This window comes from Micromonospora sp. D93, assembly GCF_018070365.1.
In the GTDB taxonomy this organism is placed as follows: domain Bacteria; phylum Actinomycetota; class Actinomycetes; order Mycobacteriales; family Micromonosporaceae; genus Micromonospora; species Micromonospora ureilytica.
Window position 1 is genome coordinate 176826 of record NZ_JAGPXW010000010.1, and the last position, 14066, is coordinate 190891.

The 14066-nt window shown below is 69.9% G+C and carries 17 protein-coding genes and 1 tRNA gene; 9 read left to right on the plus strand and 9 right to left on the minus strand.

From position 1 onward, the window contains the following. Window positions 1-108: 108 nt before the first annotated feature. Window positions 109-396 (minus strand): DUF6458 family protein, encoded by a 288-nt coding sequence (locus KBX71_RS14560; protein WP_124821318.1) that lies wholly within the window; start codon window positions 394-396, stop codon window positions 109-111. 112 nt (window positions 397-508) lie between these two features. Here KBX71_RS14560 and KBX71_RS14565 point away from each other — a divergent pair, with 112 nt between their 5' ends. Beyond that, on the plus strand, window positions 509-1048 hold the full coding sequence (locus KBX71_RS14565; protein ID WP_210818404.1) for a histidine phosphatase family protein: 540 nt from the start codon (window positions 509-511) through the stop codon (window positions 1046-1048). Window positions 1049-1104: 56 nt separating this feature from the next. Here the strand turns inward: KBX71_RS14565 and KBX71_RS14570 are convergent, their stop codons facing one another. The 4 genes from KBX71_RS14570 to KBX71_RS14585 form a co-directional block, all read right to left on the minus strand. Next, the gene (locus KBX71_RS14570) at window positions 1105-1374 is read right to left on the minus strand and encodes a DUF6458 family protein (protein ID WP_030487564.1); all 270 of its coding nucleotides are present in this window, start codon (window positions 1372-1374) and stop codon (window positions 1105-1107) included. A gap of 195 nt (window positions 1375-1569) precedes the next feature. Next, on the minus strand, window positions 1570-3426 hold the full coding sequence (locus tag KBX71_RS14575; RefSeq protein WP_210818405.1) for an acyl-CoA dehydrogenase: 1857 nt from the start codon (window positions 3424-3426) through the stop codon (window positions 1570-1572). Between the two features lie 128 nt (window positions 3427-3554). Continuing rightward, entirely contained in the window at window positions 3555-4679 is a 1125-nt protein-coding gene (locus KBX71_RS14580; RefSeq protein ID WP_210818432.1) for a PP2C family protein-serine/threonine phosphatase, read from the minus strand. Between the two features lie 104 nt (window positions 4680-4783). Then, window positions 4784-5416: a septal ring lytic transglycosylase RlpA family protein gene (locus tag KBX71_RS14585; RefSeq protein ID WP_210818406.1), complete on the minus strand. Its 633-nt coding sequence runs from the start codon at window positions 5414-5416 to the stop codon at window positions 4784-4786. 187 nt (window positions 5417-5603) lie between these two features. Here KBX71_RS14585 and KBX71_RS14590 point away from each other — a divergent pair, with 187 nt between their 5' ends. Together KBX71_RS14590 and KBX71_RS14595 are read left to right on the plus strand one after the other, a co-directional pair. Beyond that, on the plus strand, window positions 5604-6155 hold the full coding sequence (locus tag KBX71_RS14590; RefSeq protein WP_210818407.1) for a phosphoribosyltransferase family protein: 552 nt from the start codon (window positions 5604-5606) through the stop codon (window positions 6153-6155). 104 nt (window positions 6156-6259) lie between these two features. Then, entirely contained in the window at window positions 6260-6691 is a 432-nt protein-coding gene (locus KBX71_RS14595) for an ASCH domain-containing protein (RefSeq protein ID WP_210818408.1), read from the plus strand. A 19-nt stretch (window positions 6692-6710) separates the two neighbouring features. Here KBX71_RS14595 and KBX71_RS14600 read toward each other — a convergent pair whose 3' ends face one another. Continuing rightward, entirely contained in the window at window positions 6711-7592 is an 882-nt protein-coding gene (locus tag KBX71_RS14600; RefSeq protein WP_210818409.1) for an LLM class flavin-dependent oxidoreductase, read from the minus strand. A gap of 231 nt (window positions 7593-7823) precedes the next feature. Here KBX71_RS14600 and KBX71_RS14605 point away from each other — a divergent pair, with 231 nt between their 5' ends. Both KBX71_RS14605 and KBX71_RS14610 read left to right on the plus strand, forming a co-directional pair. Beyond that, on the plus strand, window positions 7824-8528 hold the full coding sequence (locus tag KBX71_RS14605; protein WP_210818410.1) for a dihydrofolate reductase family protein: 705 nt from the start codon (window positions 7824-7826) through the stop codon (window positions 8526-8528). Between the two features lie 32 nt (window positions 8529-8560). After that, window positions 8561-9205, plus strand: a complete 645-nt coding sequence (locus tag KBX71_RS14610; RefSeq protein WP_210818411.1) for a dihydrofolate reductase family protein — start codon at window positions 8561-8563, stop codon at window positions 9203-9205. A 16-nt stretch (window positions 9206-9221) separates the two neighbouring features. On the opposite strand, the gene KBX71_RS14615 is transcribed toward KBX71_RS14610, so the two are convergent. Both KBX71_RS14615 and KBX71_RS14620 read right to left on the minus strand, forming a co-directional pair. After that, complete coding sequence (locus KBX71_RS14615; RefSeq protein ID WP_307847072.1) at window positions 9222-9563, minus strand: VOC family protein; 342 nt, start codon at window positions 9561-9563, stop codon at window positions 9222-9224. A 72-nt stretch (window positions 9564-9635) separates the two neighbouring features. Then, complete coding sequence (locus tag KBX71_RS14620; RefSeq protein WP_210818413.1) at window positions 9636-10205, minus strand: TetR/AcrR family transcriptional regulator; 570 nt, start codon at window positions 10203-10205, stop codon at window positions 9636-9638. 85 nt (window positions 10206-10290) lie between these two features. Here KBX71_RS14620 and KBX71_RS14625 point away from each other — a divergent pair, with 85 nt between their 5' ends. The 4 genes from KBX71_RS14625 to KBX71_RS14640 are packed head-to-tail and all read left to right on the plus strand — an operon-like array spanning window position 10291 to window position 13638. Further along, on the plus strand, window positions 10291-11232 hold the full coding sequence (locus KBX71_RS14625) for a ketopantoate reductase family protein (RefSeq protein WP_210818414.1): 942 nt from the start codon (window positions 10291-10293) through the stop codon (window positions 11230-11232). A gap of 36 nt (window positions 11233-11268) precedes the next feature. Continuing rightward, a complete protein-coding gene (locus KBX71_RS14630; RefSeq protein ID WP_210818415.1) occupies window positions 11269-12318 on the plus strand; it encodes an LD-carboxypeptidase in 1050 nt (349 codons plus the stop codon). Between the two features lie 11 nt (window positions 12319-12329). Beyond that, window positions 12330-13019, plus strand: a complete 690-nt coding sequence (locus KBX71_RS14635) for a class I SAM-dependent methyltransferase (RefSeq protein WP_210818416.1) — start codon at window positions 12330-12332, stop codon at window positions 13017-13019. A gap of 16 nt (window positions 13020-13035) precedes the next feature. Next, a complete protein-coding gene (locus KBX71_RS14640; protein ID WP_307847073.1) occupies window positions 13036-13638 on the plus strand; it encodes a 2'-5' RNA ligase family protein in 603 nt (200 codons plus the stop codon). 107 nt (window positions 13639-13745) lie between these two features. Here the strand turns inward: KBX71_RS14640 and KBX71_RS14645 are convergent. Then, window positions 13746-13819 (minus strand) — tRNA-Gly (locus tag KBX71_RS14645). Window positions 13820-14066: the final 247 nt, after the last annotated feature.

Consider the following 14066-nt stretch of genomic DNA (forward strand, 5'->3'; position numbering starts at 1 on the left):
CAACCAGCTTCTGGGAACGGGCCCCGACGGTCCGGCACGCACGAGCTGGGCCGGCACACGAGCCGGGGCCCCGCGACGCTGCGGGGCCCCGGAGTGTGTGAGCGAGGATCAGACCGGTCGGCCCGGCCGACGCACCTCGCGGTACTCCTGCATCACCTGGTTGTCCTGGACCGGCACGACCCGGTCGGCCACCACGCGCTCCTCGCGTACCGGGGCGGCGACCACCGTGCGGCGGCGGCTGCTCCAGAAGTAGAGGGTGGCGAGCAGGCCGGCGACGCCGGCGAGCATCAGCACCCAGCCGACGACGGCCAGGTCCAGCCAGCCCAGGTCGGCTTCCACTGCGAACGCGAAGATCGCGCCTAACGCGATCAAGAAGATGCTGCCACCAATGCCCATGTCTCGCTCCTCGGCTCTAACCTGGCGTACGTCGCGCCGCGGCCGTCGGTAGGGGTGCGGCATCCATCGACTTACCCAGGCACGGAGATCGCCAATCGGGCAAGCTGGGGGCATGACGGACGCCGACCCCGACACACGGACACTGGTGTTGCTGCGGCACGCGAAGGCCGAGCAGGGCAGCGACGCGGCGGACGACGCCGAGCGGCCGCTCAGCGCACGTGGGAACGCCGACGCGGCTGCGGCTGGGGCCTGGTTGGCGCACCACGGGCTACTGCCCGACGTGGTGATCTGCTCGCCGGTTCGACGTACCAGGCAAACCTGGCACGGGGTGGCGATGGGGATGACCGGTTCGCCGCCGGAGGGTGGCCCGACCGGTCCTCGCCCGACCGTCCGTTATGAGCCGGGCGCGTACGACGCGCACCCCGAGGAGTTGTTGTCGCTGGTTCGCACTGTGGACCCGGCAGCCCGCACGGCACTACTCATTGCCCATAATCCAGGCATCTCGCTACTTTCCGCGCTCCTTGATCCCGAAGGCGTCGACGACGAGGGGTTGCGCACCGCCGAACTGGCGGTGCACCGCTGCCCGCCCGGCTGGGCCGAGTTGAGCAGGGCAGCAGCGCCGCTCACGGCCCGGCACACCGCACGCGGCTGAGCCACCCGCCGACGATCGGCAGGTGGCTCAGGGGTACGCGTCCAGGCGTCCGGGGATCAGGACGGCGGCGCGGTTGGTGGCGGCGGGTCCGGCGGTGGCGGCATCATCGCCGTCGGATGAGACAGCCGGTTCTCCTCAACGATGAGGGTTCGGGCCCGCTTGCGCCGGTCCTGCCAGAACCAGACAGTGGTCAGCAGTACGGCCAGCCCGGCCAGGATGAACACCCAACCGACAGCGCGTACGTCGATCCACCAGACGTTGGCTCTCAGCGCGAAGGTCAGAATCGCGCCGATCGCGATGAGAAAAATACCGCTTCCTACACCCATGTGCGCTGCACTCCCCCGTGCGGTGGCTCTGGGCGTTCCCTTTCGAGGTCATGCGACGGTTACCCGCCACGCCACCGGCATACCCGGCGGGGCTCGGCCAATACGTGCCCACCGCCGGGGCGAGACGGCAACGGCCGACGGGGCAGACATGCCCCGCCGGCCGCCGGTGCCGGGTGGTGCGACCCAGCACAGAACCTAGAAGGCCTCTTCCGGGAGGTCCATGATGTCGAGGTCGGCACCCTCGATGATCCGCCGGTCGGAACCGATGCGGGGCAGCACCTCACGGGCGAAGAAACGGGCAGCGGCCACCTTGCCGGTGTAGAACGCCTTGTCGCTGGCGGAGACCTCACCCGCGAGGGCCTTCAGTGCCACGTCGGCCTGCCGCTGGAGCAGCCAGCCGACCACCAGGTCGCCGATCGCCAGCAGGAACCGGCGGCTGCTCAGCCCGACCTTGTAGAGGGCGCGGGTGTCGCCGCCCTGCGCCTCGCCCAGCCAGCCGGTCAGCACGCCGAGGATGTTCTGGATCTCGGCCAGCGCCTTGCCGAGCGCCTGCCGCTCCTCCTTGAGCTGGCCGTTGCCCGCCTCGGAGGAGATGAACTCCTGGATCTCGCCGGAGACCGCGAGCAGCGCCTTGCCGTTGTCCCGAACGATCTTGCGGAAGATCAGGTCGAGGCTCTGGATGGCTGTGGTGCCCTCGTACAGGGTGTCGATCTTCGCGTCGCGGACGTACTGCTCCAGCGGGTAGTCCTGGAGGAACCCGGAGCCGCCGAAGGTCTGCAGGGCCTCGTGCCCGAGCATTTCGTAAGCCCGCTCCGAACCGACGCCCTTGACCAGCGGCAGCAGCAGGTCGTTGACCCGCTTGGCCAGCTTGGTGGCCTTCTCGTCACCGGCAGCCTCGGCCAGCGCGACCTTGTCCTGCCAGGTGGCGGTGTAGAGGACCAGGGCGCGAAGACCCTCGGCGTACGACTTCTGCAGCAGCAGCGAGCGGCGTACGTCCGGGTGGTGGGTGATGGTGACCCGGGGGGCGGTCTTGTCCGCCTGCTGGATCAGGTCGGCGCCCTGCACCCGGTTCTTCGCGTACTCGAGGGCGTTGAGGTAGCCGGTGGAGAGGGTGGCGATGGCCTTGGTGCCGACCATCATCCGGGCGTACTCGATGATCATGAACATCTGCCGGATGCCGTCGTGCCGGTCGCCCAACAGCCAACCCTTGGCCGGTACGCCGTGCTCGCCGAAGGTCACCTCGCAGGTGTTGGAGACCTTCAGGCCCATCTTGTGCTCGACGTTCGTGGCGTAGACGCCGTTGCGCTCGCCCAACTCGCCGGTGGTCTCGTCGAAGTGGAATTTCGGCACCACGAAGAGCGACAGGCCCTTGGTGCCGGGGCCTCCGGCACCCTCCACGCCGACCGGACGGGCCAGCACGTAGTGCACGATGTTGTCGCTCAGGTCGTGCTCACCCGAGGTGATGAAGCGCTTCACGCCCTCGATGTGCCAGGTGCCGTCGGGCTGCTGGATCGCCCGGGCGCGGCCCGCGCCCACGTCCGAGCCGGCATCCGGCTCGGTGAGCACCATCGTGGAGCCCCACTGCTTGTCGATGAAGAGCTTGGCCCACTTCTTCTGCCGCTCGTTGCCCTCGACGTGCAGCACGTGCGCGAAGGACGGGCCGGAGGCGTACATCCAGACCGGCGCGTTCGCGCCGAGCACCAGCTCGGCGAGCGCCCACCAGAGGGCGCGCGGCGCGTTGGTGCCGCCCAGCGCCGGCGGCAGGTCCAGGCGCCAGAACTCGGAGTCCATGAATGCCTGGTAGGACTTCTTGAACGACTCCGGCAGCGGCGCGGTGTGCGTCGCCGGGTCGAAGACCGGCGGATTGCGGTCACTGTCCGTGTAGCTGGCGGCCAGATCCTCGCGGGCGAGGCGGTCCACCTCAGCGAGGAAGCTGCGGGCGGTGTCGGTGTCGAGATCCGAGTACGGCTCCTGGCCGAAAGCCCGGTCCGCCCCGAAGACCTCGAACAGGTTGAACTCGAGGTCCCGGAGGTTGCTCTTGTAGTGGGTCATGCTCGCTGGCCCCGCTTCCGGACAGGTGTTACCGATCAGTAACCCCGACTGTATTACTCGCGGGTAGGCAGCGACAAGCGGATCACCCGAGTGACGGCAATTACACACCTGCGGCGCGGGTGGCCGGTTCAGCTCTCGGCGGCGCCGACCTCCCAGCTCGGGACGGCCACGGCCGCGCCGGTACGGGCACCGACGTACTCCATGAGGACCAGCGCGATGTCGTCGTCGAGCCGGCCGTGGACCCACTCGACCAGGGCGGTCTCCAGTGACGCCAGCCCGTCGGCGACCGTGCCGTGGCCCAGCAGTCGCCAGGCCCGGTCGGCGGTGGGGAAGAACTCGCCGTCCCGCCGCGCCTCGCCGAGGCCGTCGGTGAACAGCAGTAGGCGGTCCCCGGGCTCCAGGCGTTCGACCCGGGGGCGGACCACCGGCATGAACCCGAGCGGAGGCGCCGGGGCCGGCGGTTCCAACGGGATCACCGCACCCCGACGCAGCAGCAGCGGCGGCGGATGCCCGCAGTTGACGATCGTGAGGGTGCCGCCACGCTCCTCGACAAGTGCCGCCGTGACGAAGTCCTCGTCGCCGACGTTGCGGGCCACCGCGCGATCCAGGTCGGCGACGACGGCCCGAAGGTCGGCCCGCTCGTACGCCACGTGCCGGTAGGAACCGAGGACGATGCTGGCCAGCCGGACCGCGTCCAGGCCCTTGCCCCGCACGTCACCGATGATCATGCGTACGCCGTAGGGGGTGTCGATCGCCTCGTACAGGTCGCCGCCGATCTCGGCCGTCGCTGTGGAGGAGATGTAGCGTCCCGCGACCGAGAGCGTGCCGACCTGCGGTCCGAGCGGGCGCAACACCGCCTGCTGGGCCACCGAGGCGAGCTTTGTCAGCTCGACGATCCGCTCGGACTGCCGCTGCCGAACCCACGCCACTGCCACAGCAAAACCGGTGGTGAGCGCGACCGCGACAACGTCGACCGACGTGACCAAAGAGGCCTTCGGCGCGACAAGCGCGAAGCCGACGCCGATCACTGTCGCCGCGACGCCCACCCCCAGGACGACCAGCCAGGATGCCAGGGCTGCGGCGAGAACCGGCGCGGCCGCCAGGAGCGCGACGTAGTGCACCTTACGGCCGTCCGCCGCCTCCACCGCCGACACGATCGCGAGCAGACCGAGGGCCGCGCCGAGGCCGGCGCGGGATCCGGGGCTCAGCGGGCGACGGCCCGACTGGAGGAGTCGCGTGGGTACGAGGGACAGTTTGCCTGATCCACGTGAACCGGTGAATGAACCTGACCCGTCGTCCGAGGAGGTTCTGTCCGGCCGGCCCAGTCGGCCGGCCGAATCGGCGGCGCCTGCCCCGGTCAGCCGAGGACCTCGTAGCGGACGGTGAGCGCGCCCACGTCGACCGAGGCGATGCTGGCGAAGGCGGCCCGGGAGAGGTCGAGGCAGCGGCCGTCGATGAACGGGCCGCGGTCGTTGATCCGCACCGTCACCGACTTGCCGTTGGCCGGGTTGGTCACCCGGACCTTGGTGTTGAACGGCAGTGTCTTGTGCGCGGCGGTCAGCGCGTCGGGGTTGAACGACTCGCCGTTGGCGGTCAGCTGCCCGTCGGAGTAGAACGAGGCGCCGCACGAGGCGCTCTCCAGCACCTTCGCCGCGGCCGTGGTCTTCTTGGCGGTCGGCTTCGGCTTCGGCGACGAGGTGCGCTCCTTGCCCCGGGAGGCGGCCTGCTGCGACCGGGTCGCCGACGGGCTGGCGGTCACGCTGGGCGAGGCGCTGGCGCTCGGGGCCGGGGAGCTGGGGGTGAGGCTGCTCGCGACTGGGGTCGGGGTGAGGTCGAAAGCCGTCTGCCCCGACTGGTCGGAGCCGGAGCCGGACGCCAACTGCACGGCACCGACAGTGCCCCCGACCGCGAGGGCGACGCCGACCGCCGCGGTGGCCACGATGCCCGCCGGGGAGGAGAAGATGCGGATACGGGAGTGCTTGCCTGCCACCGGCCCGGTCCTTTCGTCGTCTGAACAAACCGGGTCGGACCGTAACGAGAGAAGTACTTCCGAAGTCAACGTGATCATGGTGGTATGCCCGCATTTGCACAAGTACGTGTAGCCGATCATCCGACCCGGGGTGGGCCGGGTGGCCCGGGTGCCGCCACGCCCACCGTCCGTGCCGCAGGATGAGCGGATGCCCGCCGATCTGACCGAACGCCTGGCCACCCTGTTTCGGTGGATCGACCCCGGCCCGGGCACCAGCCACCTGGTCAGCGACATCTCCGGTTGGTGGCGGGACCCGGGGGTGCTGGCCGAGCTGGGGCCGGCCCTGGTGGAGCCGTACCGGGCCGCCCGACCCACTGTGGTGCTCGCGCCGGCCGTCACCGGGCTGCTGCTCGGGCCGCTGGCCGCCACCGCCCTCGGGGTCGGCTTCGTGGCCGCCCACAAACTCGGTGACGGGCGACTGCCGGCCGGGCCGCTCACCTGGGCGCAGAGCCCACCGGACTACCGGGGCCGACGCGTCGACCTCGCCGTACGGGATCGGCACCTCGGCCCCGACGACCGGGTGCTGGTGGTGGACGACTGGGTGCGTACCGGCGCGCAGCTTCGCGCCCTCTACGACATCTGCGCCGCACGGGGCGCCGAGGTGCTGGGCACCGCCGTGGTGGCAGTGGACTGCCCGCCCGACGTCACGGCCGACCTACGGATCACCGGCCTGATCGACGCCGCGGATCTGCCCTCTTGACCTGAAGCGAGGTTGAGCACCGACGATCGGCGGATGAGCGGCGGGACCCTCGACGAGGCGTATTGCGGCGGCGGCCCGAGCCGCGCTGGCCTAGCCTCGGCAGGATGTGGCCTCGGATCGGTGAACTGCGCGCCCTCGCCCTCGGCACCCCCGGCGAGTTGCGGGCAACCCTCAACACCCTGGTGCTGGCCGGTGTGAAGACCGCGACGGCCGGCCGGCTCGCCGAGTACGCGGAAGAGGGCGAGGAGTTGGAGCACGTCGGCGAACGCCTGGCCCTTGTCGACGACGACAACGCGCTGGCCGGCGTCGTGGAGATCACCGGACTCGAGGTGGTCCGCTTCGCCGACGTGCCCTGGGACTTCGCCCACGCCGAGGGCGAGGGTGACCGCTCGATCGAGGAGTGGCGGGCCGGGCACTCGGCCTACTGGGCGAGGCTCGGCACACCTGTCGACGGCGACGCCCCGATCGTCTGCCTCCGCTTCCGGCTGGTCTCCGGCGGCGAGGGCGGTGTGGCCAGCGGCGACCTCGGCACCTGAGCCGGCGGGCGGGTCGGCCTCAGCCGCGTAGTTGTGGCAGCAACCGCGTCGCCACGTCCACCAGGACGGCCTCGTCACCGGCGTACCAACTGCTGGCGCGCGGCCAGTGCGTCACCACGTCGGTGAAGCCCAGCTCGGCGGCCCGGCCGACCTGGTCGGCGAAGAACTGTGCGCTGCTGAGCGAGAAGACCGGCGCGGCGTCCAGCGAGAGGTAGCGGTCCAGGCTGGCCGGGTCGCGGCCGGCCTCGCCCAGGGTCCGGTCCATCCGCGCGGACAGCGCCGACACGCTGGCCCACCAACCCGCCAGGTCGTTGTCGTCACCGGTGCCGGTGGTCACCCACCCCTGCCCGAAGCGGGCCACCAACCGCATCGACCGTGGCCCGTTGGCAGCCACCACGAACGGCACCCGAGGCTGCTGCACGCAGCCGGGGTTGTTGCGGGCGTCCACCGCGGCGAACCAGTCGCCGCGCCAGGTGGTGCCGTCCTCCCGCAGGATGAGGTCCAACAGCTCGGTGAACTCGGCGAACCTGTCGACCCGCTGCCGCGGCGGCAGCGTCTCACCGCCCAGCACGGCCGAGTCGAAGCCGATGCCGCCCGCACCCAGACCGAGCAGCAGCCGGCCTTCGGAGATGTCGTCCACAGTGGTGATCTGTCGGGCGAACGCGGCCGGGTGCCGGAAGTTCGGCGACGCCACGAGGGTGCCCAGCCGAATCCGCGAGGTCACTGTCGCGGCGGCGGTCAGCGTGGCCATCGAGTCGAACCACGGACCGTCGACCAGGTCACGCCAACCCAGGTGGTCGTACGTCCAGGCGTGGTCGAAACCCCACTCGTCGACCTGCCGCCACCGACGCTGCGACTCCGCCCACCGCTGGTCCGGCAGGATCACGATGCCAATCCGCATGATCGCCACCCTAGTCCGGCGGTGGCCGACCTCGGCGCGATCGCGGTGCCGATGACGACGACCGCGTGGCTCGCTGGTCACGGGATCCGGAACACGCCGGGACATGGCACCTGACCGAGCCCACAGGTGACACAGGTCACACTTCTTCCCGGTAGGGGCGTGGCGTTCGGCTCCGACCCCTCGAGGAGCGGCACCCAGGCGGGGTGTCGCCCGAGGAGGGGACAAGGCGCGATGACGAAGGTGACCGCACAGCTGTCGGTGTCGGTGGACGGCTTCTACGCCGGCCCCCAGTTCGACGGGAACGGCGATTGGATGGACTCGGCGGAGAGCGCCAAGTTCTTCCGGGTCACCCGGTGGGCGACCGAGGCGGCTGCCTGGCGCGAACGGCAGGGCTTCGCCGGCGGGGAGCAGGACACCAACTCCGAGGTGATCGCCGAGTCGTTCGGTGCGGCCGGGGCGTACGTGATGGGACGCCGGATGGCGGACGGGGGTGAGATCCCCTGGGGTGAGGAGCCGCCCTTCCGCGCACCGGTCTTCGTCGTCACCCACCGCCCCCGCCAGCGGCTGCTGAAGGGAGGGGGCACCAGCTTCACCTACGTCACCGATGGTGTGGCCAGCGCCGTCGAGCAGGCGCGCGCCGTGGCCGGCGGCAAGGATGTCGCCGTGGCCGGGGGCGGCAGCCTGGTACGGCAGGTGCTCAAGGCTGGCCTGCTCGACGAGTTGGAGCTGCACGTCGTACCTGTCGTGCTCGGCACCGGCCTGCGGCTCTTCGACGCGGACCTCGACCTGGGCGACCGGGAGGGAGTCGAGCTGACGCCGACCCGCGTCCTTGCCACCCCACAGGTGACCCACATCCGGTACGCGGTGCGCGGTCGCGCCCCGCTCGTACTCGACGATCGGGGCCGCGGAGGCGGCCCGACGGTAACCGCGAACTGAACCACGGCCCATCGAAGGAAGAAGGAGACACCATGCCGCAACTGTTGCGGGTGCAGTGCTTCAACGTTTCGCGCGACGGGTTCGGGACCGGAGAGGGGCAGAGCCTGGAACGGCCCTTCGGTCACGCGGACCCCACCGCGCTGTTCTCCTGGCGGGCCGCCACCGCCAGCTTCGTGTATCGCACCGAGCCGGGCGGCAGCCGTGGCCTGGACGACTACCTGACCCGCGACGCCGAGTGCAACATCGGCGCGGAGATCATGGGTCGCAACAAGTTCGGCCCCCAGCGTGGCCCCTGGGAGGACCACGAGTGGCAGGGATGGTGGGGGGACAATCCGCCGTTCCACACGCCGGTCTTCGTGCTCACCCACCACGAACGCCCGTCGTTCAGCCTGTCCGACACCACGTTCCACTTCCGCGATGTCAGCCCGGCCGAGGCACTGGCCGAGGCGAAGCAGGCAGCCGACGGTCGGGACGTACGCCTCGGTGGTGGGGTGGCCGTGATCCGCGAGTTCCTCGAGGCCGACCTGGTCGACACGATGCACATCGCCGTCGCGCCCGTCGACCTCGAACGGGGTGAGCGTTTGTGGGACAGCCCCACCGAACTGCTCGACCGCTTCCACCTCGAGTCGGTGCCCAGCCCCAGCGGGGTCACCCATCTCCTGTTCTGGAGACGATGACCCGCGGCACGGTCCTCTAGAGCCGGGCCAGCACCAGCAACCGGTTGCCGTCGGGGTCGGTGACCCGCGCGGAGCGCTCACCCCACGGCTGGTCGACCGGCTCCTCGGTCACTGTCGCGCCACCCGTGCGCAGCTCGCCCACGGCCGCGTCGCAGTCGTCGGCGTAGACGCACAACTCCCAGCGGTGCGAGTCGGCCGGCCCGCCAGCCTCCGGGTTGGCGGCCAGGCCGAGTTCGCTGCTGCCCAGCCGCAGGGCGACGAACTCCGGGGCGCCCTCGTCCGGGAACCGGTAGGTCAGCTCGAAGCCGACCACGTCCCGGTAGAACGCGATGAGTCTTGGCAGGTCAGGTGTCGTCACGATCGGAAAGGCTTCGGTGAACACAGCCTCCACCTGAGCACAGGGGCTGGGTTGGCACAAGGCCGACTCTGCTCATGCTTCCGTGCGGCGGAGGCCGGCAAGGACGAGGGTGACGACACCGTCCGCGTCGGTTCGGTAGGTCGGGTGGTCGTAGGCCGCACAGATGCCGTGCAGAGCCATCATGATGGTGCCGACACCCACGTCGCCACGGATGGTTCCAGTCTTGACGGCGGCGGCCAGGAGGTCGTCGATGACCTGGCCCAGGGCTTGGGCGCCCTCCGCCAGCGCGCCCGACTGGGTGGCCATGAGCGTGGCGAGCGTCCGAGCGAGGCCCTCGTGGCAGTGCAGGTGGTCCACGAAGCCACGCAGGAAGGATTCCAGCGCCTCGTCGGCTGGGAGGGTGGCTTGCAGCTCGTGGGCGCGCTCACACATCGCGGTGAGTTCTTCGCGGTAGACCGCTTCGGCCAGGGCTTCGCGCGTGGGGAAGTGGCGGTAGAGCGTGCCGGTGCCCACACCGGCCAGTTTGGCGAAGTCGTCGAAGCGCAGGTTGAAGCAGCCGTCGGCGAACAGCTCCCGGGCCTTGGCGATCAGGGCGTCACGGTTGCGGCGGGCGTCGGCGCGCAGTGGCTTGGCATCGGTCACGTAGGGCCCCATGTTGACAAGTGGAGACTGTCTCCATATTTTGAGAACCGGAGACGATCTCCAATTATAGGGTACGAGGTGCCGCGTGAAGATCTTGATGTTCGGCCGGGGCGTGATCAGTGCGACGTACGGGTGGGCTCTGGAACGGGCCGGGCACCATGTCGAGTTCTATGTCCGGCCGGGGCGGGCGACCGCGTACGGCAATGCGATTGATCTTGATCTGCTTGACGCCCGGCGACGGCCGTGGGGGAAGCGGGTCGCTGAGAGGTGGCCGGTGCGCTACCGCGAGTCGCTGGAGCCGGACCACGACTTCGACCTGATCGTGCTCAGCGTGCAGCACTACGGCTTCGCGGAAGCCGCGGCCTTCCTGGGACCGCGTGTGGGCGGAGCCACAGTGCTCGTCTTCAACAACCTGTGGGTCGAGCCGCTGACCGCGACCGAACACCTTCCCGCTGACCAGGTGACCTGGGGCTTTCCCGGGGCCGGCGGCGGGTTCGGCGACGACGGAGTGCTGCACGGGGCTCTGCTGCCAGTGGTCTTCTTCGGCACCTTCGACCGGCCACCGACCGAGCGCGAACGGGCCGTGCGCCAGGTGTTTCGTGAGGCGGGGTTCAGGCTCCAGGAAAACTCCGACTTCCGTGGCTGGCTGTGGATCCACTTCGTCCAGAACGCGGGCCTGCACACGCAGAGCCTGAAGCTGGGCTCGCTGTCCAAGCTGACGCCCGGCAACGTACGCGAAGCGATCCTTGCCACCCGCGAACTCCTGCCGCTCGTCGAGGCTCGGGGCGTCGATCTGCGGCGGCACCGCAGCGAGCTACTGCCCTTCACCACTCCCGTCTGGCTGGCAGCACCGGCGATGGCCTGGCTGTTCAGGCACTTTCCGCCGATGCGCCTGGTCATGGAGGCCCACGCCAACCCCGAGGAACTGCGCGCGGTCTGCCGCGACACCCTTGCGGAGGCGCGCAGGCTGGGCGTGGAGGTGCCCCGGCTGGAGGCAGCCGAGCCCTACTTCACCCCGGAGAAATGAGATGCGTACGGGCTCGCGCACCTGTTGGATCTCGACATGGAGCATGAGCTCGTCCGTCCTCGGAAGGCACGTCCAGGCGACCACATCGCGGTCCTTTCGCCGTCCTTCGCCGCGGCAGGCGCCTTTCCCGGGATCCACGAGCAGGCCATGCGACGGCTCGCTGACCTGACCGGCCTCGTTCCGGTCGAATACCCCACCACCCGCCAGGTCGGTGCGAGCCCGGCAGCGCGGGCCGCGGACATCAACGCCGCCTTCGCGGATCCCCGGGTACGCGGAATTCTCGCCGTCATCGGCGGCGACGACCAGATCACTGTCATCCCCCACCTCGACGCCGACCTGGCCCGAGCCGACCCGAAGCCGTTCCTCGGCACCAGCGACAACACCAACCTGCACCACTGGCTCTGGGGCCTCGGCATCGCCAGCTTCTACGGCGGATCCTCCCAGGTGCACCTCGGCCCCGGGCCAGCCGTGGACGACATCCACGCCCGGTCGCTGCGAGCGGCGTTACTCACCGGGGAACAGCTGGAGATCACCGACCCGGGTGAGTCCGGGGACGTCGGCATCGACTGGGCAGATCCGCAGGCGTTGAAGTCCTTCGGAGAGCGCGAGCCGACGGAGCCGTGGAGCTGGTACGGGCCGCCCCGCGCGGTCACCGGCCCCACCTGGGGCGGCTGCCTGGAAGTCATCCAGTGGATCCTGACGGCGGGACGCTTTCCGTTTCCCCCCGAGGCGCTGCACGGCGGGGTGCTGATCATCGAGACGTCGGAGGAGCTTCTCCCCGCCCGCGAGGTCGGCTGGATCGTCCGATCACTCGGTGAACGCGGTCTTCTCAGCGCTGTCCACGCGGTCCTGGTCGCCCGTCCGCCGGTCTCCGACCACGCCCGCCGACCCGCTGCCGCAGATCGGGCACGGCTACGCGAGCAGCAGCGCGACACGGTCGTCGACGTGGTGACCCACTACAACCCCGAGGCAGTCGTCTGCGTCGGCGTCCCGTTCGGCCACACCAGACCGCAGTGGATCCTCCCGCACGGCGGCCCGATCACCGTCGATGGTGTCGACCGTCGAATCTTCGCCGACTACCGATAGATTGTGCTCAGATGGCGACCGAGACCGGTTATCACGACGAACTCGGTGAGTTCTTCGCGCAGAACGCCAACACCAGCCCCTACAACGCGTACACCGATCGGCCGGCGATGCTGGCGCTCGCTGGTGACGTCGCCAACGCGGACATCCTCGATGTCGGCTGCGGTGCCGGCCACTACGCAGCCGAACTGCTGGCGCGTGGCGCCCGGGTGACCGGCATCGACGCAAGCGCCACCCTGCTCCGCCATGCCCACTCACGTGCCGCTCGGGCGGAGTTGCGCCTGCACGACCTGGAGCAGCCGTTGGACTTCGCCGCTGACGCGTCCTTCGACGGGATCGTCTGCGCTCTGGTCATCCACCACGTGACCAACCGGCGACAGTTGCTCGCCGAGATGCGTCGAGTGCTATGTCCCGCCGGCTGGCTGGTCATCTCGATCACTCACCCGACAGCTGACTGGCGATACTTCGGCGGTTCCTACTACGACCAGTCCTGGGTCGACCTGCCGCACGGGCCCGGGGTCCTCCACTTCCAGCGCACGACGCTGGAAACATTCCTCGGCGAACTCCTGGACGCCGGATTCACTCTGGAGAAGCTCGTCGAGCCACGGCCGTGCGCCGAACTCCGAGAGGTCGACGAAGCCGCGTACACCCGTCTCACCGAACGGCCGTCCTTTCTCGCCGCACGACTGCGGTCCGGACTCTGAGAACGGACGGCTGACAGTGGACCGGCACCAGGCATGGTCGGAAGCTTTGGGTATGGAACCGACACAGACTGCGCTCATCGTGCCGATACCCGAGGCCGAGGAGGCGGTGGGCCAGTTCCGGGCATCGCTCGACCGGGCTGCCTCCTGGGGCGTGCCAGCGCACGTCACCATCCTCTACCCGTTCTTACCTCCGCAGCAGATCGATGAGCGGACCTTGGCCGTGCTGCGCGAGACCATCGCCGGGATACCGCAGTTCGACGTCGCGTTGACACAGGTCGGCTGGTTCGGTGAGACGGTCGTCTGGCTTGCGCCGCAACCAGACCGTCCGTTCCGGGAGCTCACTACGGCGGTGTGGCAGCGGTTTCCCGAGGCGCCCCCGTACGCCGGGGCGCATACGGAAGTGGTGCCGCACCTGACCATCGGTCACGACGCCGCCAAGCCCGTGCTGAGCCACGCTGCAGAGACCGTCTCCGCACTCCTACCGATCAAGGCGGCCATCGACAGGGTCCGGCTCATCGCCGGAACCCCGGACGTGAGCCCCTGGCGCACCGTCTGCGAGTTCCCACTCGGCGCCCCACCTGCCCCAGCTGGTGCGGAATTCGAAGCGGCCAGAGCCTGAAGGTGAAGCCCGGTCGGTGCTCCCGTGACTGGCACGTCGCGTGGTCGATGATCGTGGAACGTCGAAGGCCCTGACTGGGACTCTCGTCCTGATCAGGGCCTTCGCGTTGGAGCGGGTGACGGGAATCGAACCCGCACTGTCAGCTTGGGAAGCTGATGTTCTGCCATTGAACTACACCCGCAAGCGGCACCACTGTACCCGAGTCGTCGAGCCCGTGCACCCAGGCACCCCCGCCGGCCGTAGCTGTTCGCGTACCGCACCGCCCGGGTCGGTCCGGTTGATCCACTCGACTTTCTGGAAGTCGGGGCATCCGAAGCGCCGGGACACCGCGGTTTCACCGAAACCGAGTTGATCATGCGGCGGGGGCGCGGCGGGGGCGGGGGCGGGGGCGCACTGCGGGGCGTACGGCCGGCGCCCGCGCCCTGGCC

What these genes read in the sequence shown, in the direction of transcription:
- KBX71_RS14590 (WP_210818407.1), top strand. Translation starts at nt 5,604, where the DNA reads ATGCCCGCCGATCTGACCGAACGCCTGGCCACCCTGTTTCGGTGGATC.
- KBX71_RS14605 (WP_210818410.1), top strand. Translation starts at nt 7,824, where the DNA reads ATGACGAAGGTGACCGCACAGCTGTCGGTGTCGGTGGACGGCTTCTAC.
- KBX71_RS14630 (WP_210818415.1), top strand. Translation starts at nt 11,269, where the DNA reads ATGGAGCATGAGCTCGTCCGTCCTCGGAAGGCACGTCCAGGCGACCAC.
- KBX71_RS14575 (WP_210818405.1), bottom strand. Translation starts at nt 3,426, where the DNA reads ATGACCCACTACAAGAGCAACCTCCGGGACCTCGAGTTCAACCTGTTC.
- KBX71_RS14595 (WP_210818408.1), top strand. Translation starts at nt 6,260, where the DNA reads ATGTGGCCTCGGATCGGTGAACTGCGCGCCCTCGCCCTCGGCACCCCC.
- KBX71_RS14565 (WP_210818404.1), top strand. Translation starts at nt 509, where the DNA reads ATGACGGACGCCGACCCCGACACACGGACACTGGTGTTGCTGCGGCAC.
- KBX71_RS14570 (WP_030487564.1), bottom strand. Translation starts at nt 1,374, where the DNA reads ATGGGTGTAGGAAGCGGTATTTTTCTCATCGCGATCGGCGCGATTCTG.
- KBX71_RS14600 (WP_210818409.1), bottom strand. Translation starts at nt 7,592, where the DNA reads ATGCGGATTGGCATCGTGATCCTGCCGGACCAGCGGTGGGCGGAGTCG.
- KBX71_RS14635 (WP_210818416.1), top strand. Translation starts at nt 12,330, where the DNA reads ATGGCGACCGAGACCGGTTATCACGACGAACTCGGTGAGTTCTTCGCG.
- KBX71_RS14560 (WP_124821318.1), bottom strand. Translation starts at nt 396, where the DNA reads ATGGGCATTGGTGGCAGCATCTTCTTGATCGCGTTAGGCGCGATCTTC.
- KBX71_RS14610 (WP_210818411.1), top strand. Translation starts at nt 8,561, where the DNA reads ATGCCGCAACTGTTGCGGGTGCAGTGCTTCAACGTTTCGCGCGACGGG.